Source organism: Bacillus sp. T-10(2022) (assembly GCF_056502895.1).
The window spans coordinates 4,066,040-4,084,569 of record NZ_CP113518.1; the positions used below are offsets into that span (position 1 = coordinate 4,066,040).

The following is an 18,530-nucleotide window of genomic DNA, read 5'->3' on the forward strand; positions in this document are numbered from 1 at the left end:
AACAACAATTAAAATGTATATAACAGGGGCAATGGTGGAATAAAAAAAAGAGGCAGCTGCTGGCTGCCTCTTTGTGTTTTCTAGATATAAATCGCGCTTTAAAAACTACCTGTGTTGACTTTCTCTGGACGGACCACTGGTTCGGATAATTTCTTGCCTTCTTCATTAAGAACATCTGCGCTGCCCTGCACTTGCACTTCAACGCTTTCAATTCCTTTCTGTTCCGTTAAGGAAAGGACCAAGGCATCAAGGACTTCTTGTGATACCTTTTTCTCTTTAAAGCTTCCAAGGATATTTTCGTTAAAATTGAGGCTGACCTTACCTTCTGCCACCTTAGGCTCGTCAAGTAAAGCTACATCGCTCATGAACCCTGTTTGCAGGCTTGAACCCGAAGGACTCTTCGTTAATTCCTGAATGACCGCTGTTACATTATCAGACACCGTTTCGCTGATCCTGCGTGTCACAGGAACATAATAGGTGTACTCCTCGTCACCGCCTACATAATAAACGGTCAGTGATTTGGTATTGGAAATGTCGACTACGTCACTCGTATCGATATTGATTCCTGACGACCTTGAGATATTCTCATCTATCGGTGTGCCATTGACAGGCATTTCGGATATATCTTCCCCATTAATTCTCATTTGGATTTTCTCGACCGAGTCGAATTGTGTCAGTGTCCATGTAATGGCTTGAAGGATTTTAAGTTCATCCTCTTTCTGATAATTTTTGAACTCCGGCGAAAAGTCCGCCACAGCCACTCCGTCTTTAATGTTCACGCTTATTTGGGTATCGGCAGGAATGACGGCCCTGAATCCATTCGGAAGTTTATCCGTGACAGGTCCGTTAGTGACAAGGTAATCAAGAGCCTGTTTGGCGACAGCTTCCGATTTAGGAAGTTCCAACGTCTGTGGAACCACATACCCGCTTTTATCAATTAAATATAACTCCGTCTTCACTGTTTTCGATTCAACTGCGCCCTCTTCTCCATCAGTCGCGGGCTTTTCCTCACCATTCGTTTCTGTTTCTTTTTCTTTTAATGAAGATTCATCCTCGACTAATGAAACATCCTTTGGCGGATCTATTTCCTTTTTCTCTTCACCGCCAAATAATCCGCAGCCTGAAAGCCAAAAAGAAGATGCCAGAATGGTCACAGCCATTGTTACTTTTGATTTATTGGACATAAAATCACTCCTAGGACAGTTTGTACTCCTATTTATACGAGCCCTAGGGGAAAATAGACCAATTATTTTTCCCTCTGATAGTGGAGCTGGGCAATTTGCCCGTACTGCTGCATCTTTGTCAGCTTCTGATTGAGCAATCGATTCCCATCCCCAAGTATAATCGGAATGATGGACAGGATCATTTCATCCACCTGCGTTTCCCTCATGAAGTCCTATTTCTGCACCGCCAACAAGACAGATCCTTGAACCTTCTTTCTGTCTTCCGATGAAATCACCTACAACTTCGTTCATAAACTCGGCATATCCTTCTATCCCTTTCGCACTTCTTGAAAAGACATAGCAGGCTTTATGTTGATAGTGAATTCTTGTTCCAAAATATGAATCTGATATATGTCTCATAATCACCGTATCTATACTAACACCGTCTGTTCAAGACAAGAAAAAAAGACTTCCAAATGGAAGTCTTATAAGTGATCGATTTTAATTGTTTCGATGGTATTGACATGAATACCGAGCCAGCTCGACGCGATGGAACCAAACATATCTCTGGAACCGGTTGTATAAAAGCGATGAACGGGGCGGAGCTTGCTTTTATTGATTAATTTATAGTAATCCAAAATGACACTTGCCTCACGGGCCGTTTCTTCCCCAGAGGAAATGACTTGTACTTCATCCCCCATATAGGAAGAGATTACAGGCCCCAGCAGTGGATAATGGGTACATCCAAGGATCAATGTATCGATCTTCGTTTTCTTCAACGGGTTCAAGGTTTGTGCCACGACCCTATTGACGATACCCCCTTCAAACTCCCCGCTTTCTACGATTGGGACAAATTTCGGGCATGCTAAACTATCTACTTTCACATCGGAATTGATGGAGGCAAGCGCGTCGTCATATGCTTTGCTTTTCACCGTGCCTTCCGTACCAATAACGCCAATATGCAAGGAATCAGAAACTTTCAATGCCGCCCTTGCCCCTGGATGGATGACACCCAACACCGGAATCGGAAGTGTTGCCCTGATTTCATCCAGTACAGCTGCAGTCGCTGTATTGCAGGCGATGATCAGCATTTTTATTTCCTTCTTCATCAAAAACCTCGTCATTTGCCATGTAAAGGTTTGGACATCTTTTTTGGTCCTCGGCCCATAAGGGCATCTTGCTGTATCACCTAAGTAAATTATATTTTCATTTGGAAGCTGACGCATGACTTCTTTAGCTACTGTCAAACCGCCTACCCCTGAATCAATGATGCCTATCGGTTGTTTCAAAAAACTCGCCTCATTTTTCTTTCATTTCTTGATGTAGTTTTACTAGAATCCCTTTGAGGGACATGATGTCAGATTCGTTAAAATTGACTAATACGCCACTCAAGTACTGCTGCCGTTTATTAATCACTTCTTCGATTATCCGTTCACCTTCTTCAAGAAGGTGAATTCGAACCACACGCCGGTCCTTTTCATCCCTGACACGCTGGACAAGCTGATGTTTCTCCATGCGGTCAATCAGATCCGTCGTTGTGCTGAAGGCGAGAAACATCTTCGTGGACAATTCGCCAATCGTCATGTCTCCTGATTCAAAAAGCCATTGCAAAGCCACGAATTGAGGAATGGTAATTTTATAATCATGGAGAATTTCTCTTCCCCTTTGCTTAAGCCATGACGATACATAGCGCAATTCCCTCTCGATATCGGCTACATATGCCGCCTGCTTCCCTTCATCCATACACACAGCTCCCCACTTCATGAAACTTATCATACTACCATTTTGGATGAAAGTGAAATGATTTTCAAGATTGATTACCTGGAATCTTAATGAAACGCTCTCCATAAAAATAAGCAGCATCCAAAGAAGTCAAAACAACCAAATTGTTTTGCCCTTCCTTATATGCTGCCAATGAACGGGAGAGAAAATATTTATAAGGCTTACGTATTAAGAGTTAACACATTAAAGCTTAAGTTCTCCCATACGAAGGAGTTCTATGACTGCCTGCGAACGTCCTTTAACTCCAAGCTTCTGCATCGCATTCGAAATATGGTTTCGAACTGTTTTTTCGCTAATAAACAATTCACCTGCGATTTCTTTTGTTGTTTTGTCTTGTACTAGTAACTCAAATACTTCTTTTTCTCTTTTGGTGAGTAGTGGCTTATGAGTGAATTCGTTCTCCTTCAAGTAATGTTACCCTCCTTGCCTTCACCAGCATAAAACCCGGAGTGGGTGTCTATTTAGTCAAGATATAGTATGTCGGCTGGGGCAATGGAGTGACTCTTTTACTTGTCTAAATGGAAATATTTTTAGGAATGTTCCAGCACAGTATGCCACATCGACTGCTTCATCTCTTCCGTCCAAGGTATCGGCTTTCCGGTGGCCTTGGAGACTTGCACAATCGTCCCCCTGCCCGTTAGACAAATTGATCCATCTTGTTTGATCCCCATATAATGTATGTCCACTGAAGAATTTCCGATATGGTCAGCTTTCACATGGATCGTCAATAGATCATTGAAAAACACCTGCTTCAGGTAATCACACTGTAAGTTAGCAACAACCGGCATCTCACCGCATTCAGCAGAGGTCCAATCCTTCATGAATCCCATGCTATTGAAATACTCAATCCGTGCTTCCTCAAAATAAGTAAAAGGAATCGTGTTATTCAGGTGCCCAAACATATCAGTTTCTGAAAAACGGACCTTAATCTCATGTTTAAAGGAAAAATCATTGATCCACTCCGCTATATTATCGATATATGATATTCTGCCCAACTTGTGCACACCCTTTCTGAAATGAATGACTATTCACTCATTTTATAAGAAAACAGCCATAATGAAAAGTATTTTATATTGGAAGCTGTTTAATTTGATCATTCTAACTTCATTAATCGAACATTATGCATTTGCCGGGTGCCGCAAATCATTTTACACATCAATCCCAGCTATCAATCCAAAAAAAAAGAACCCATATCAAAAGATACAGGTTCTTTCATGTTCATTATTAAACTTCATCGCTGCCGAAGAAGTTACGGAATTGTTGGATCGTAGTATCACGGTTCAACGCTGCAATCGAAGTCGTTAATGGAATGCCTTTAGGGCAAGACTGCACACAGTTTTGTGAGTTACCGCAGTTTGCAAGTCCTCCATCACCCATGATCGTATTTAAACGTTCAGCTTTGTTCATTGCACCAGTTGGATGTGCGTTGAATAAACGAACTTGTGATAATGGTTGTGGCCCCATGAAGTCTGAATTGCTGTTTACGTTCGGACAAGCTTCCAAACATACACCGCAAGTCATACATTTAGATAACTCGTAAGCCCATTGACGTTTCTTTTCTGGCATACGCGGTCCTGGTCCAAGGTTGTACGTTCCATCGATTGGAATCCATGCTTTTACCTTTTTCAATGAGTCGAACATACGGCTGCGATCGACTTGCAGGTCACGAACAACAGGGAATGTACGCATTGGTGCTAGACGAACCGGCTGCTCCAATTGATCGATAAGAGCTGTACATGATTGTCTTGGTTTACCATTGATAACCATTGAACAAGCACCACATACCTCTTCAAGACAGTTCATGTCCCATGCGATTGCTGTAGTGTGCTTGCCTTGTACCGTTACTGGATTACGACGAATTTCCATTAGGGCGGAAATTACGTTCATATTCGGACGGTACGCTAATTCGAATTCCTCATCATAAGGAGCTGAATCCGGTGTATCTTGACGAGTGATTATAAAACGGACTGTTTTAGTCTCAGATTTAGTTTCAACCATTTTTTTGCTCCCCCTCTTTAGTGTTTCGTAGTGTAGTCACGTTTACGCGGTGCGATCAGTGATACATCTATGTCTTCATAATGGAATTCAGGTGCTTGATCCAAGCCTTTGAATGTTGCCATAGTAGTTTTCATGAATTCCTCATCATTACGTTCTGGGAAATCAGGTTTGTAATGCGCTCCGCGGCTTTCGTCACGGTTTAACGCACCAATTGTGATTACACGAGCCAATTGCATCATGTTTTGCAGCTGTCTAGTGAATGCAGCTCCTTGGTTACTCCATTTAGCCGTGTCATTGATGTTAATTTTCTTGTAACGTTCCATCAGCTCAAGAATCTTGTTATCCGTTTCTTTCAGCTTGTCATTGTAACGAACTACAGTAACATGCTGTGTCATCCACTCACCAAGTTCTTTGTGAAGGACGTACGCATTTTCGTTACCATCAAGAGACATGACTTCATTCCATTTCTCTTGTTCTTGTTTTTCGTACCCTTCATACAATGAAGAAGGAATGGATTCTGAAGTTTTAGCAAGGCCTTCAATATATTTAACGGCGTTCGGTCCAGCGACTGAACCACCATAGATTGCAGAGAGAAGTGAGTTGGCACCAAGACGGTTACCGCCATGTTGTGAGTAATCACACTCACCTGCAGCGAATAAACCTTTGATGTTAGTCATTTGGTCATAATCAACCCAAAGTCCGCCCATAGAATAGTGCACGGCAGGGAAAATTTTCATTGGAACTTTACGAGGATCTTCACCCATGAATTTCTCGTAGATTTCAATGATTCCGCCAAGTTTAATATCAAGTAATTTAGGATCTTTATGTGATAGATCCAGGTAAACCATGTTTTCACCATTAATGCCAAGCTTCATGTTCATACATACGTCAAAGATTTCACGAGTCGCGATATCACGAGGTACTAGATTACCATAAGCAGGGTATTTTTCTTCAAGGAAATACCAAGGTTTCCCGTCTTTATATGTCCAGATACGTCCACCTTCACCACGAGCGGATTCACTCATTAGACGAAGTTTGTCATCGCCAGGGATTGCTGTCGGGTGAATTTGTATGAACTCACCATTAGCATAATTAACACCTTGCTGATAAACGATGGAAGCTGCTGAGCCTGTATTGATCATTGAGTTCGTTGATTTACCGAAGATGATTCCAGGGCCGCCGCTCGCCATGATGACTGCGTCTCCAGGGAATGATTTGATTTCCATTGAAGTCAGGTTTTGTGCTACGATACCGCGTGCTGTTTGCTCATCATCGATAACAGCTCCAAGGAATTCCCAGCCTTCATATTTCGTTACAAGGCCTTCAACTTCATAACGGCGAACCTGCTCGTCCAATGCGTAAAGTAATTGCTGACCAGTTGTTGCACCAGCGAATGCTGTACGGCTATGTTGAGTACCACCGAAACGACGGAAATCAAGAAGACCTTCCGGAGTACGGTTGAACATAACACCCATACGGTCAAACATATGAATGATCGATGGTGCTGCTTCGCACATCGCTTTAACCGGCGGTTGGTTAGCCAAGAAATCTCCGCCATAAACTGTATCGTCGAAGTGGATATATGGAGAATCCCCTTCACCTTTTGTATTTACTGCCCCGTTGATTCCGCCTTGGGCACAAACTGAGTGAGAGCGTTTAACAGGCACTAAAGAAAATAAATCAACCTGTTGTCCCAGCTCTGCTGCTTTGATCGTAGCCATTAATCCAGCTAGACCTCCACCAACGATAACTATTTTACCTTTACCCAATTCTGTCACTCCCTTATTTCCATTAGCCAAGCTATGTTTTTCCTAATTCTTATAAATGAACTCTATCTTCTTATACGAATGCGAAAATTGCGCTGATTCCGATATAAGAAAGAAGAACGAAAACGATCAATGTAAAGTAAGTCATGATTCTTTGCGATCTTGGTGAAACTGTAAGACCCCAGCTCACTGCAAATGACCATAATCCATTAGCAAAGTGGAAGATTGCCGAGATAATACCAACTATATAGAACACAATCATAAATGGACTAGAGAAAATTTCAGCCATCATGTCAAAGTTAACTTCAGCACCCATAGCTGCTTGAATTCTAGTTGCCCATATATGCCAAACAAGGAAAATCAACGTTATGATTCCAGTTAGACGTTGCAGCATGAACATCCAGTTACGGAAGAAACTAAATCTGCCTAAATTGTTTTTTGCTGTAAAGGCAATATAAATTCCGTACACAGCATGGAAAATGAGCGGTAGATAGATGACGACCCATTCTACCAAAATCTTCACGGGCGTATACTCAATTAAATGAACTGCCCCATTAAAAGTCTCTTCTCCTTTTGTTGCCATAAAGTTTACCGATAAATGAAAAATTAGGAATAGACCAATTGGAATTACTCCTAGAAGTGAATGAAGCCTGCGATTCCCAAACTCACGATTTTTTGCCACTAAGTGCCCCCCCTTAATTTGTGAAAAATCATGCAAAGATAAACTGGTGGCTACCTTTTATCTCCGCGTGAAAATACAGTATAGAGTCAAAAAAACTCCTCCATACTTCCTTTACAATTATGTGACATGTCCATTTTACTCCTGACTTCTATGTGCGTCAAGAAAACGGATACAAGAAATCTCTTTTTCAGAATAGATTTTATTGGATTAAATTGGCTATTTTTTGTATGTCAAGATGATATTTTGAATAAATTTCTAATTTAACTATTAATATCTCGGTATAATTTCTCATTTTTTTCCAATTGTTATTTAAATAAATAAAAAACAGTATAATTTGCAAAAGAAATACGTTTATAATAGATTTACAGAAAGAGGCGATAAATTATGAAAAAAAATATTGCTGCTGCGATAGAAGAAGAGATTCAAACTGAAGAAATTCAAACTGAAGAATTCCAAGTTCCAGCTTTCGGATACGAATTAATCAGAGAAGTTCTATTGAACGATATTCTCGGAAAAGACTCTAATCAAATCCTCTATTGGGCAGGTAAACAATTAGCAAGAAAATTCCCATTGAATGGCGATCAGGAAGTGATTGAATTTTTCCAAAGCGCTGGATGGGGCAATCTGGAAATCTTGAAGTATACGAAACACGAGATGGAATTATCCCTGACGGGTGAAATAATCAGCCGCCGCCTGGATTTACACCCTGATTGTCACTTCCAACTTGAAGCAGGTTTCCTTGCCGAGCAGTTTACACTGCAAAAAAAATTCCTCAGCGAATCAACGGAAGAAATCAAACGCCGCGCAAAAAAAGTGATATTCACCATCCAATGGGATCCCAGAGATCCAATCTAATGAGCCCTTAAAACAGACTTACCCTTTTTACCGGAAGTCTGTTTTTTATTGGACTCCTGACACTTAAGCTAGCACATTTGCATGCTGACCTAGTTTAAATGCTTCATGAAGAGATTCGACCGCCTTCACCATTTCCTTTTCATTGACGACAGTCGAAACTTTAATTTCCGATGTGCTGACCATTTTCACCTGGATGCCTGTATTGGCCATCACTTCAAACATCTCGGCAGCCACTCCCGGATTGGATACCATACCAGAACCGACGATGGACACTTTGGCCAATCCGCTCTCCGTTTCGACTCGGTCGAATCCCAATTGTTCTTTATTATTTTCCAGCACGATCAAGGCCGCTTCCGTATCTTCACTTTTTGTGGAAAAAGATAGATTGGTCGTATCCTCGGCAGTCATGCTTTGAATGATGATGTCCACATTGATCCGGTTTTTCGCAAGTGTTGTGAAGATTGTGGATAATGCACCAAGTGATTGGGGCAAACCATATATTGTGACCCTCGTAATACTGTCTTCAAAAGCAATTCCGCGTACAATTAAGTTTTCTTCCATAGTTGCTTCCTCCTCAATGATCGTTCCTGATTCTCTCTCCATGCTTGAACGGACTTCAAGCGGAATTTGATAATTTTTTGCATATTCGACAGCCCTTGGATGAAGGACGCCTGCCCCCAGGTTGGCAAGTTCCAGCATTTCATCATAAGAAATGGATTGGAGTTTTCGTGCGCCTTTTATGTAGCGAGGGTCCGTTGTGAAAACGCCCGTTACATCCGTATAAATATCGCATCTATCCGCATTCAGCGCTGCAGCGATGGCAACCGCCGTCGTATCGGAACCGCCTCGCCCTAAGGTAGTGATTTCCCCATTTGCATCGTTACCCTGGAAACCGGCGACGACCACTATTTTCTTCTCCTGTAGCTTAGCTTGGATCCTCGTGGCATCGATGTTTAAAATCCGGGCATTCCCATGAACGGATTCCGTTTGCATGCCAGCCTGCCAGCCAGTATACGAAATGGCTTCATGTCCTTTTTCAATCAATGCCATCGTTAACAGGGAAATCGTTACCTGTTCCCCCGTAGTCAAAAGCATATCCATTTCCCTCTTGCTCGGGGTTCCGGAAATATCCCGGGCCATGGACACCAATTGATCCGTGGTTTTCCCCATGGCTGAAACAACGACGACTACCTCATTTCCATTCTGCGCTTCCTCGATTACCCGATCGGCAACATTTTTGATTTTTTCTACGCTTCCGACGGATGTTCCGCCAAATTTTTGAACGATTAATGCCATCCTCATGCACCCTCTCTACCTTTTTAGGCAATAAAAAAAGCAATGAGAAATATCTCATTGCTGTGATCACATATCTAAATACTGTAAACACAGTGAGATAGCTCTCCAGGGTATAAACCCTGACAATCCGCCATTTATTAAATGTCGGACCAGGAAAACAAGGTATGAGTCTTGTATTCCTTCGGCGTCATCCCCTTTCAAAACCTTTCATGGAAGCTCATACTTCTCCAGGTTTTTACTCTTGAATTCCGCACCTCTATCAGCACTTTTAAGTTGTCTAGTTAAAAATTCTTTTTAATCATAGCATAGAGATTTATCGGTAGCAAGATTATTCTTGTAATTTTCTAACGATTCCCTCGGCTACCCCTTTTGGCATGCCAGCTTCCATGATTTCCTCGGCCGTCGCCTCTTTGATTTTCTTCAATGATCCAAAATGCCTTAATAATTGCTTCCTTCGCTTTTCCCCGACTCCTGGAATATCATCAAGCTGGGAGTGAACTGCATTTTTCCCGCGTAGCTGGCGATGAAACGTAATCGCGAACCGATGCACTTCATCCTGAATTCTTTGCAATAGGTAAAATTCCTGGCTCCGTGAATCAAGAGGTACGATTTCAAGCGGATTTCCGATCATCAATTGCGAGGTCCTATGCTTTTCATCCTTAATGAGGCCTGAAAGTGGAATATCAAGGCCCAATTCATTTTCCAGAATATCCCGAACGGCTTCGACATGTCCCTTTCCGCCATCAATGATGATCAAGTCCGGAAGCGGCAGCCCTTCTTTCAATACTCGTGAATACCTTCTTCTGACCACTTCACGCATCGATTCATAATCATCAGGTCCCTGGACCGTCTTGATCTTATATTTTCGGTACTCTCTTTTTTCCGGCTTCCCATCAATGAACACGACTAAAGCGGAAACGGGATCACTTCCCTGGATATTGGAGTTATCGAAAGCTTCAATTCGATGCGGGGTGTAGATACCCAGTTGCTTCCCGAGGTTTTCCACCGCATTGATCGTTCTTTCTTCATCCCTTTCTATCAAAGAGAATTTTTCCTGAAGCGCGATGGAGGCATTTTTATTCGCCAATTTAAGCATGTCTTTTTTCGCTCCCCGTTTCGGGTGAATCGTTTTGACACCAAGCAGCCCTTCGGCCATTTCGGCATCCACTGATTCAGGCAGCAAGATTTCCTTTGGTTTAAAGTGGTTCGTAATCTCGTAAAACTGACCGAGGAATGTAAGAAGTTCCTGTTCGGGTTCATCGTAGACCGGAAAAAGCGAAACATCCCTTTCTATCAATTTACCCTGCCTGACAAAAAATACCTGAACGCACATCCAACCTTTATCATAGGCAAAGCCAAATACATCCCTGTCGATGAAATCGGTCGTCATCATTTTCTGCTTCTCCATCGTAATATCGATGTGGGCAATCTTGTCACGGAACTCCTTGGCCCTCTCGAAATCGAGCTCTTCCGATGCCTCCAGCATTTTTACAGTCAGTTCTTTTTTTATTTCAGTATGCCCGCCGTTCAAGAACCGGTTGATATCCTCGACCATTTTTTTATATTCCTGTTCCTCTACATCATATACACATGGGGCCAGGCACTGGCCAAGGTGATAGTAGAGACAAACGCGATCCGGTAACGTATTGCATTTTCTTAGGGGATAGATGCGGTCGAGCAATTTTTTCGTTTCGTTAGCTGCAAATGCATTCGGATAAGGGCCGAAATATTTCCCTTTGTCTTTTTTGACTTTTCGCGTAATGATTAGACGCGGGTGGCGTTCCGCAGTCAGCTTGATGAAAGGATACGTCTTATCATCCTTTAGCATGACATTATATTTTGGGTCATGTTTTTTGATTAAGTTCAACTCTAAAATAAGAGCCTCGATGTTGGAAGAGGTGACGATGTATTCGAAATCCTCAATCTCATTCACGAGTCGAAATGTTTTCCCATCATGAGATCCCGTAAAATAAGAACGGACACGATTTTTCAACACTTTCGCTTTGCCTACATAGATGATCGTTCCCTGACGATCTTTCATTAAATAACAACCAGGTTGATCGGGAAGAAGGGCAAGTTTATTCTTTATTTGTTGATTCATGCATTCAGCCTCCTGTTCTCCCTTTTTTACAATCATTATATATCAAGATAGCGAAAAAAGCTTCAAGTCCGCAGACTTGAAGCTTTTTTTAGCTATCTTACTATTACGCGTGTTTTGCAATAAGTTCAGCAAGTGCTTCTTTAGGTTGGAAACCAACAACCTTATCGACCACTTCACCGTCTTTAAGCACGATTAATGTCGGGATGCTCATCACACCGAATTTTCCAGCTGTTTCTTGGTTTTCATCTACATCCACTTTTACGATTTTTGCTGTATCGCCAATTTCAGTATCAAGCTCTTGAAGAACAGGAGCGATCATTTTACAAGGTCCGCACCATGGAGCCCAAAAATCTACAAGAACGACACCTTCGCTAGTATCTGTTGTGAAAGTCTGGTCAGTTGCATTTACAATAGCCATATATATTTCCTCCTCAAATTTACTCAAATAACTAAAAACAGTATACCACTGTTGCTCAAATCGATGCTAATATTTTGCTTCAGTGGTAGGATGTCCAAAAAAAGAGTAATTATGCAGGCCAAACCCCCTCCCCATTAGCGCAAATAAAGGGGCAAGACATGTATCGGCTTATGCCGAATGTCTTGCCCCTCATCAGTATTATTTCTATTACGCGTTAACTTTAAGTTTTTTGAATTCTTCCGTAAGTAATGGAACGACCTCGAAAAGATCTCCGACAATTCCATAATCAGCCACATTGAATATGTTAGCTTCCGGGTCTTTATTGATGGCAACGATAACCTTGGAGTTGGACATTCCTGCTAAATGCTGGATCGCACCGGAAATTCCGCAGGCGATATAAAGGTCAGGTGTTACGACTTTACCCGTTTGCCCGATTTGTAATGAGTAATCGCAATAGTCTGCATCACATGCTCCGCGGGAAGCTCCTACCGCTCCGCCAAGAACCTGTGCCAGTTCCTTTAATGGTTCAAAACCATCTTCACTTTTCACGCCACGGCCACCCGCGATGATTACTTTCGCTTCTGAAAGGTCGACCCCTTCACTGGCTTTTCTAACAACATCCTTAATGATTGTCCGTAAGTCCTTAATATCCACACTTAATGTAGAAACATCACCAGAGCGGGACTCATCTTTCGCTAATGGTTCGATATTGTTCGGACGGATTGTCGCGAAAATCACGCCATCTGTAACAATTTTCTTTTCAAATGCTTTACCAGAATAGATTGGGCGGGTGAAAACGATATTTCCGCCTTCTTCTTCAATGGATGTAACGTCGGAAATCAATCCTGATTCAAGTTTTCCAGCCAATTTAGGTGCAAGGTCTTTTCCTAAGGCCGTATGTCCAAAGAAAATCCCTTCTGGCTTTTCCTGCTCGATGACGGCAAGCAAGCTTTGCGCATATCCATCTGAAGTATATTGTTTCAATTGATTATTTTCGACTGCAATAACCCGCTCTGCACCATACTGGATCAATTCATTACCGAAATTTTGAACACTGTCACCAACTAAAACACCAACGATTTCCCCGCCATCCGCAGCAAGCTTAGCCGCACCGATAGCTTCAAATGATACATTTCTTAGTGAACCATCACGAACTTCGCCCAATACAAGAAACTTTCTAGCCATTTATAAAAACCTCCTGTGCTCTATTTTTCTTTTTGTCGTGTGTTGTTGTTTTGAAAAGTACCGTTTCGATTAAATCACTTTTGCTTCACTGCGTAATAATTGAACTAGCTCGCTAACTTGAGCACTGATTTCTCCGTCCAAAACTTTTCCAGCTTCTTTTTTAGCAGGAAGGTAAATTTCAATCGTTTTTGTTTTGGCCTCAACATCGTCTTCTTCCAAATCCAGGTCATCCAATTCCAATTCTTCAAGCGGTTTTTTCTTCGCCTTCATGATTCCTGGCAATGAAGGATAACGTGGCTCATTTAGCCCTTGTTGCGCTGTCACCAATAATGGAAGAGATGCTTCGATCGTTTCAGAGTCCCCTTCGACATCACGGATAACGCTTACATTTCCATTTGCTATGTCCAATTTAGTAATGGTTGTAATATAAGGAATCTCCAAAATTTCGGCAACGCGTGGTCCCACTTGACCAGAGCCGCCATCGATTGCAACGTTCCCTGCAATGATTAGATCGGCATTTTTATCTTTTAAGTATTCGCCAATAATTTTGGCAGTCGTGAATTGGTCGCCATTTTCTATGTCGTCTTCTATATTTATCAATACGGCTTTGTCAGCACCCATTGCCAGCGCCGTACGTAATTGCTTTTCAGCCTCTTCTGTTCCGACGGAAATAACCGTTACTTCGCCGCCTTGTGCATCACGCACCTGGATTGCTTCTTCAACTGCATACTCATCGTATGGATTAATGATGAATTCTGCTCCATCCTCATTAATTTTCCCGTTGGATAGCGTAATTTTTTCTTCTGTATCAAATGTTCTTTTCAGCAGTACATAAATGTTCACGATAATACCTCCCGAATAATTTGAGTTTTGAAGATTATGAATTTTATTGATATATAGTAATGTTCTACAGATTTCACCAAAATCCTGCATGATATATAAAAATAGTTATTTATACCGAAACATCATTTCCCTTTGAATACTGCTTCCCTTTTTTCAATGAAAGCGGCGATTCCTTCTTGTGCATCAGCAGTATCGAAAGCCTGGCCAAAGAGGGCGGCTTCCCTTTCCACACCTTTATGGTAGGAATCATGCTTGGAATAATTCAATAACTCAATGGCCGACTTTAATGCCAGTGGGCTTTTCTTGGCAATTTTATTGGCTAGATCCTTAGCCTTTGGAATCAGTTCTTCATCCGTGAAGGCATGATTCGCCAATCCGCATTGCACAGCTTGGGTGCCTGAAATGGGTTCACTTGTAAACAGCATTTCAGCTGCCTTTGCCATGCCTACGTAACGAGGAAGACGTTGGGTCCCAGCAAACCCTGGGATTAAGCCCAACTGCAGCTCAGGCAAACCAAGTTTAGCCCTTTCGGTGACTAAGCGGATGTGGCAGGCCATAGCCAGCTCCAATCCTCCGCCAAGCGCCGCTCCATGGATGGCTGCAATGACCGGTTTTGGAAAAGATTCGATTTTCTCAAATACAGATTGACCATTCTTGGTCAGCTTCTCGAAAGCTTTCCCGTCTTTCACTTCCGTAAACTCTTTAATGTCTGCTCCTGCAGAGAAGAATCTTCCTTCACCATGAAGAAAGACAACCCGTACTGCTTCGTCTTTCTCAATTTGATCGAAGGCCTGTGAAAGCTCTCCGATGATAGCCGAAGAAAGTGCATTTGCTGGTGCATGATCAATCGTTATAAAAGCCACATGATTTTCGACAGAAAGCTTAAGATATTCCATATCAATCCCTCCAGGCATGCTAGTCAAACTTTTTTGAAAATTCTATATGTATCACTTCCAGTTAAAGCTAGAAGCAGAATTAACCGTTTCTTTCGAGGATAGCTAGCCATCCTCGAAAGAATCGTTAACTTTTCAGGCCACAGCCGCCAATCAGCAAGCGGTGAACGTCTGGTGCAAGGTCAGGAAGCGAATACTTTTGCTCATTCATGACCCAAGTCGTCACAGTTTCATCAATCGTTCCAAAAATCATCTGCCTGGCAAGTAAATTATTTAAATCAGGCAGGAATTCGCCGTTCTCTTTTCCTTCTATAATGATCTGATCGATTAAATTTAAATACCCTCTTAACACATCATTAATTCTAAGGCGCAATTCTTTATTCGACTGTCTTAATTCCAACTGAGTGACAATTGCTAAATTCACGTCTTCTGAAAGGTTTTGAAAATGTTTTTGGATGAGCACATGCAGTTTTTCCGAAGCAGTGGTCTTTCCTTTTATCTCTTCTTCAATCTGTTCCACAAAATAGCCCATCTTTTCATGGAATAATGATATTAAGATATCTTCTTTATTTTTAAAATAAAGATAGATGGTGCCATCCGCTACTCCTGCCTGCTTGGCGATTTTGGATACTTGGGCTTGATAGTAACCGTTTTGGGCAATTACAATAACGGCCGCATCAATAATTTGATTATACTTTGGTCTGTTGCTTTTCACTGGATGTCCCCTTTCAGAAAATGAATGAACCATCATTCATATTTCTATCATAAAATGACGACCCTTTACTGTCAAGCAAAACTTCTAAGGGTCCTGACATTCCACTCTGTTCATTGTACAGTCCCCATCCATAGGTTGTCCAGTTGTTCTGCGAAACGGAGCCCTCTTCCGCTGCTCCGTTAAAAGGGGGTGCCTGTTTAAGCTTCTTTTCTTTCCTCGGATATTTTTTTCTTTTCTTCCTCGATAAGGACTCTTCTCAGGATTTTTCCTATCGTCGTTTTAGGAAGTTCATCCCTGAATTCATAGCTGCGCGGCACCTTATAGGAAGCCAGGTTCTTTCTGGCAAATTCATTCAATTCCTCTTCAGTGACCCTGGCATTTTTTTTCAGGACGACATAGGCCTTGACGGTCTCCCCGCGATAAGGGTCAGGGATGCCTGCCACAACTACTTCCTGTATGGCCTCATGCTCGTATAGCACCTCTTCCACCTCACGTGGATATATATTGAAACCGCCCGCAATGATTGTATCCTTTTTCCTCTCGACGACATAAAAGAACCCCTGCTCATCCATGTAACCCAGATCGCCTGTAAGCAGCCAGCCATTTTTAAAGGTTTTTTCCGTTTCATCCGGACGGTTCCAATAACCTTTCATTACCTGTGGTCCTTTTATGGCAATCTCGCCTATTTCATTCGGAGGAAGCTCTTCATTGGATTCCAGGGACAGAATCGCCGAGTCAGTGTCCGGCCACGGCAGTCCAACGCTTCCTTTTACACGCGGCTGATCCCAAATGAAATTAGCATGTGTCACCGGTGAGGTTTCTGAAAGTCCATAGCCTTCAACAAGCTTCCCGCCGGTAATTTTCTCAAACTGCTCCTGGACCTCTAAGGGCAATGATGCAGAACCGCTTATACAGGCATTGATGGAAGAAAGATCATATTTAGCGATATCCGGATGGTTCAAGAGACCGATATACATCGTTGGCGCACCTGGAAACATGGTCGGTTTCTGTTTTTGGATGGTTTTAAGCGTCGCTTCGACATCAAACTTTGGCATGATGATCATGGTGTTCCCTTCCATGACGGAAAGTACCAAGACTGTAGTCATGCCGTACACATGGAAGAAAGGCAGAATCGCAAGGATCCTTTCCTCACCGCGCTTATTTTTATAAAGCCAAGCATTGCACATTTTCGTATTTGCCAGCAAGTTCTTATGGGTAAGCATTACCCCTTTGGGAAAGCCAGTTGTCCCGCCTGTATATTGCAAAAGGGCAAGGTCATTATCCACATCGATCGGCACAGTGACGACTTCTTCAGTGATGATCTTTCGTTTCATGATTTCGGAAAATAAATGATGATTCCCTTCATGCTCAACATTGATGACAATGCCGTATTGCTTTTTTTGAATAAAAGGATAGATTAGATTTTTCGGGAATGGCAAATATTCCTTGATAGCGGTTACAATTATATGTTCTAAATCCGTTCTTGATGCCACTGCAGAAACACGGGGAAATAAAATATCCATCGCTAAAATTATCTTCGCTCCGGAATCTTTCATTTGATATTCTAATTCACGTTCCGTATAGGTTGGGTTCGTTTGAACGACGACTCCTCCGGCCATCAATATCCCAAAAAAGCTTATGACACCCTGAGGGCAGTTAGGAAGCATGACGGCAACGCGTTCACCTTTTTGAAGTCCGATACTTTTTAAATAGGCTGCAAACTTTAAAGCAGATTCATGCACTTCCCGGAAAGTTAGTTCTTTTCCCTGGAAATGAATCGATACTTTATCAGGGAATTCTTCGGCTGATTCCTTCAAAAAAGAATAAAGAGGTTTATCTTCGTACGACAAAACAGCGGGTATCTGTTCCGGATAAATAGCTTGCCATGGCTTATTGCTCATTTGCCCCCTCCTTCTGAATATTCTCAATACTCTTTATCATTATAATACAATCGGGATTTTCTTACAATTGCCGAATTTCAGAGTATAAAAACCTTATGATGAGAAGCAGGCCAGTATATATGTCCTATGCCAACCACAGGGAATATTGGATGAAACACTTAAAAAGGGAAACAAAAAAAAGGAGTGGTTCCACTCCATACAGACTGTAGACAAATTAGAGTAGAACCAGTTTACCTTCAATTCTAGTAAAGGTTTCATCTCATATAAAGAATAAAAAAATCATGGAGTATAACTAAGTCTTGTTTTATAAATTATGGTAATCATTCCTTCAGTAAAATCGTGAAAGGGATTCGGAATGAGACCATTCCTAATTGTCGACATATTGATTGAAATGCCAAACTGTAGACAAATTTGAAGAAAAGCCAGGTTTGCCTACTGTCTTTAAAAAGACAGTCCAGTTGATTGGAACGGAAGGTACGAGACTCCTGCGGGAAAAGCGCGTCCAGGGGAGACCCCACAGGCGCAAAGAGCGCCGAGGAGGCTCCCGGACCGCCCGCGGAAAGCGAGTGCCTGGAGTGGAAATCAACGCTCAAATTTTACAAACCCTCAAGAAAAAGGTTCCAGTTGATTTCAGAAATCCGCTCCCTTTCCGCCGACTGTCTGCCAAGCATCATCAAAGCAAGCGTCTGAGGGGTCCCGGCTAGCCAGTTTTCGGCAGGAGTGTCGCAAATTTCTTCAATCTTTTGTATCAATTTGGAGTGAACCATATTCCTCCTCCTCTGCCGTCAAGTCTATTTGACCAATGTTATTCTATCTTTTGTAAGAGTTCAAATAAAAGAAGCGGCACAATGGCCGCTTCAGTTGAAGAATGTCATATAAATGATTCCAAACAGAAAAAAGATACCGCAACAAACAATTAATACTTTTGCAAG

Annotated in this window: 19 protein-coding genes and 1 riboswitch; of the genes, 1 reads left to right on the forward strand and 18 read right to left on the reverse strand. The window is 42.1% G+C overall.

What is annotated here, in order from left to right; genetic code table 11:
- Window positions 1-98: 98 nt before the first annotated feature.
- The 9 genes from OSJ91_RS19885 to OSJ91_RS19925 all read right to left on the reverse strand — a co-directional run bounded on the left by OSJ91_RS19885 (window position 99) and on the right by OSJ91_RS19925 (window position 7,391).
- Window positions 99-1,184, reverse strand: coding sequence for a GerMN domain-containing protein (locus OSJ91_RS19885; protein WP_350299647.1), 1,086 nt, complete (start codon window positions 1,182-1,184; stop codon window positions 99-101).
- 62 nt (window positions 1,185-1,246) lie between these two features.
- Window positions 1,247-1,375: a dihydrofolate reductase family protein gene (locus OSJ91_RS19890; RefSeq protein ID WP_350299648.1), complete on the reverse strand. Its 129-nt coding sequence runs from the start codon at window positions 1,373-1,375 to the stop codon at window positions 1,247-1,249.
- Between the two features lie 273 nt (window positions 1,376-1,648).
- Complete coding sequence (gene racE, locus OSJ91_RS19895) at window positions 1,649-2,452, reverse strand: glutamate racemase (RefSeq protein WP_101222834.1); 804 nt, start codon at window positions 2,450-2,452, stop codon at window positions 1,649-1,651.
- 10 nt (window positions 2,453-2,462) lie between these two features.
- Window positions 2,463-2,906, reverse strand: a complete 444-nt coding sequence (locus tag OSJ91_RS19900) for a MarR family winged helix-turn-helix transcriptional regulator (RefSeq protein WP_485890287.1) — start codon at window positions 2,904-2,906, stop codon at window positions 2,463-2,465.
- A gap of 222 nt (window positions 2,907-3,128) precedes the next feature.
- Entirely contained in the window at window positions 3,129-3,353 is a 225-nt protein-coding gene (locus OSJ91_RS19905; protein ID WP_028392149.1) for a helix-turn-helix domain-containing protein, read from the reverse strand.
- A gap of 122 nt (window positions 3,354-3,475) precedes the next feature.
- Window positions 3,476-3,940, reverse strand: coding sequence for an acyl-CoA thioesterase (locus OSJ91_RS19910; RefSeq protein WP_350299650.1), 465 nt, complete (start codon window positions 3,938-3,940; stop codon window positions 3,476-3,478).
- 229 nt (window positions 3,941-4,169) lie between these two features.
- Complete coding sequence (gene sdhB, locus OSJ91_RS19915; protein ID WP_048689018.1) at window positions 4,170-4,943, reverse strand: succinate dehydrogenase iron-sulfur subunit; 774 nt, start codon at window positions 4,941-4,943, stop codon at window positions 4,170-4,172.
- Window positions 4,944-4,960: 17 nt separating this feature from the next.
- The gene (sdhA, locus tag OSJ91_RS19920; RefSeq protein WP_048689080.1) at window positions 4,961-6,712 is read right to left on the reverse strand and encodes a succinate dehydrogenase flavoprotein subunit; all 1,752 of its coding nucleotides are present in this window, start codon (window positions 6,710-6,712) and stop codon (window positions 4,961-4,963) included.
- Window positions 6,713-6,782: 70 nt separating this feature from the next.
- A complete protein-coding gene (locus tag OSJ91_RS19925) occupies window positions 6,783-7,391 on the reverse strand; it encodes a succinate dehydrogenase cytochrome b558 subunit (protein ID WP_034308986.1) in 609 nt (202 codons plus the stop codon).
- A gap of 384 nt (window positions 7,392-7,775) precedes the next feature.
- On the opposite strand from OSJ91_RS19925, the gene OSJ91_RS19930 reads away from it, so the two are divergent.
- Window positions 7,776-8,246: a YslB family protein gene (locus tag OSJ91_RS19930; RefSeq protein ID WP_048689015.1), complete on the forward strand. Its 471-nt coding sequence runs from the start codon at window positions 7,776-7,778 to the stop codon at window positions 8,244-8,246.
- A 63-nt stretch (window positions 8,247-8,309) separates the two neighbouring features.
- On the opposite strand, the gene OSJ91_RS19935 is transcribed toward OSJ91_RS19930, so the two are convergent.
- From OSJ91_RS19935 to OSJ91_RS19975, 9 genes are all read right to left on the reverse strand, one after another.
- On the reverse strand, window positions 8,310-9,542 hold the full coding sequence (locus OSJ91_RS19935) for an aspartate kinase (protein ID WP_350299651.1): 1,233 nt from the start codon (window positions 9,540-9,542) through the stop codon (window positions 8,310-8,312).
- A gap of 90 nt (window positions 9,543-9,632) precedes the next feature.
- A riboswitch (Lysine riboswitch) is annotated at window positions 9,633-9,809 on the reverse strand.
- A gap of 61 nt (window positions 9,810-9,870) precedes the next feature.
- Window positions 9,871-11,643, reverse strand: coding sequence for an excinuclease ABC subunit UvrC (gene uvrC / locus OSJ91_RS19940; RefSeq protein WP_485890288.1), 1,773 nt, complete (start codon window positions 11,641-11,643; stop codon window positions 9,871-9,873).
- Window positions 11,644-11,746: 103 nt separating this feature from the next.
- A complete protein-coding gene (gene trxA, locus OSJ91_RS19945) occupies window positions 11,747-12,067 on the reverse strand; it encodes a thioredoxin (protein WP_328113193.1) in 321 nt (106 codons plus the stop codon).
- Window positions 12,068-12,268: 201 nt separating this feature from the next.
- Entirely contained in the window at window positions 12,269-13,246 is a 978-nt protein-coding gene (locus OSJ91_RS19950) for an electron transfer flavoprotein subunit alpha/FixB family protein (RefSeq protein WP_485890289.1), read from the reverse strand.
- A 69-nt stretch (window positions 13,247-13,315) separates the two neighbouring features.
- Window positions 13,316-14,089 carry an electron transfer flavoprotein subunit beta/FixA family protein gene (locus tag OSJ91_RS19955; RefSeq protein WP_350299653.1) on the reverse strand — a complete coding sequence of 258 codons (774 nt, stop codon included), beginning with the start codon at window positions 14,087-14,089 and terminating at the stop codon, window positions 13,316-13,318.
- A gap of 122 nt (window positions 14,090-14,211) precedes the next feature.
- Window positions 14,212-14,985, reverse strand: a complete 774-nt coding sequence (locus OSJ91_RS19960; RefSeq protein ID WP_350299654.1) for an enoyl-CoA hydratase — start codon at window positions 14,983-14,985, stop codon at window positions 14,212-14,214.
- A 124-nt stretch (window positions 14,986-15,109) separates the two neighbouring features.
- Entirely contained in the window at window positions 15,110-15,697 is a 588-nt protein-coding gene (gene fadR, locus OSJ91_RS19965) for a fatty acid metabolism transcriptional regulator FadR (RefSeq protein WP_053535880.1), read from the reverse strand.
- A 197-nt stretch (window positions 15,698-15,894) separates the two neighbouring features.
- Window positions 15,895-17,598 (reverse strand): long-chain-fatty-acid--CoA ligase, encoded by a 1,704-nt coding sequence (locus OSJ91_RS19970; RefSeq protein WP_485890290.1) that lies wholly within the window; start codon window positions 17,596-17,598, stop codon window positions 15,895-15,897.
- Between the two features lie 596 nt (window positions 17,599-18,194).
- Window positions 18,195-18,365, reverse strand: coding sequence for a hypothetical protein (locus OSJ91_RS19975; protein WP_350299656.1), 171 nt, complete (start codon window positions 18,363-18,365; stop codon window positions 18,195-18,197).
- Window positions 18,366-18,530 lie beyond the last annotated feature (165 nt).

Excerpts from the sequence above, each read along its gene's own strand:
- OSJ91_RS19885 (WP_350299647.1), bottom strand. The coding sequence starts at position 1,184 with ATGTCCAATAAATCAAAAGTAACAATGGCTGTGACCATTCTGGCATCT.
- OSJ91_RS19900 (WP_485890287.1), bottom strand. The coding sequence starts at position 2,906 with ATGGATGAAGGGAAGCAGGCGGCATATGTAGCCGATATCGAGAGGGAA.
- sdhB (WP_048689018.1), bottom strand. The coding sequence starts at position 4,943 with ATGGTTGAAACTAAATCTGAGACTAAAACAGTCCGTTTTATAATCACT.
- OSJ91_RS19930 (WP_048689015.1), top strand. The coding sequence starts at position 7,776 with ATGAAAAAAAATATTGCTGCTGCGATAGAAGAAGAGATTCAAACTGAA.
- OSJ91_RS19935 (WP_350299651.1), bottom strand. The coding sequence starts at position 9,542 with ATGGCATTAATCGTTCAAAAATTTGGCGGAACATCCGTCGGAAGCGTA.
- uvrC (WP_485890288.1), bottom strand. The coding sequence starts at position 11,643 with ATGAATCAACAAATAAAGAATAAACTTGCCCTTCTTCCCGATCAACCT.
- OSJ91_RS19950 (WP_485890289.1), bottom strand. The coding sequence starts at position 13,246 with ATGGCTAGAAAGTTTCTTGTATTGGGCGAAGTTCGTGATGGTTCACTA.
- OSJ91_RS19960 (WP_350299654.1), bottom strand. The coding sequence starts at position 14,985 with ATGGAATATCTTAAGCTTTCTGTCGAAAATCATGTGGCTTTTATAACG.
- OSJ91_RS19970 (WP_485890290.1), bottom strand. The coding sequence starts at position 17,598 with ATGAGCAATAAGCCATGGCAAGCTATTTATCCGGAACAGATACCCGCT.
- OSJ91_RS19975 (WP_350299656.1), bottom strand. The coding sequence starts at position 18,365 with ATGGTTCACTCCAAATTGATACAAAAGATTGAAGAAATTTGCGACACT.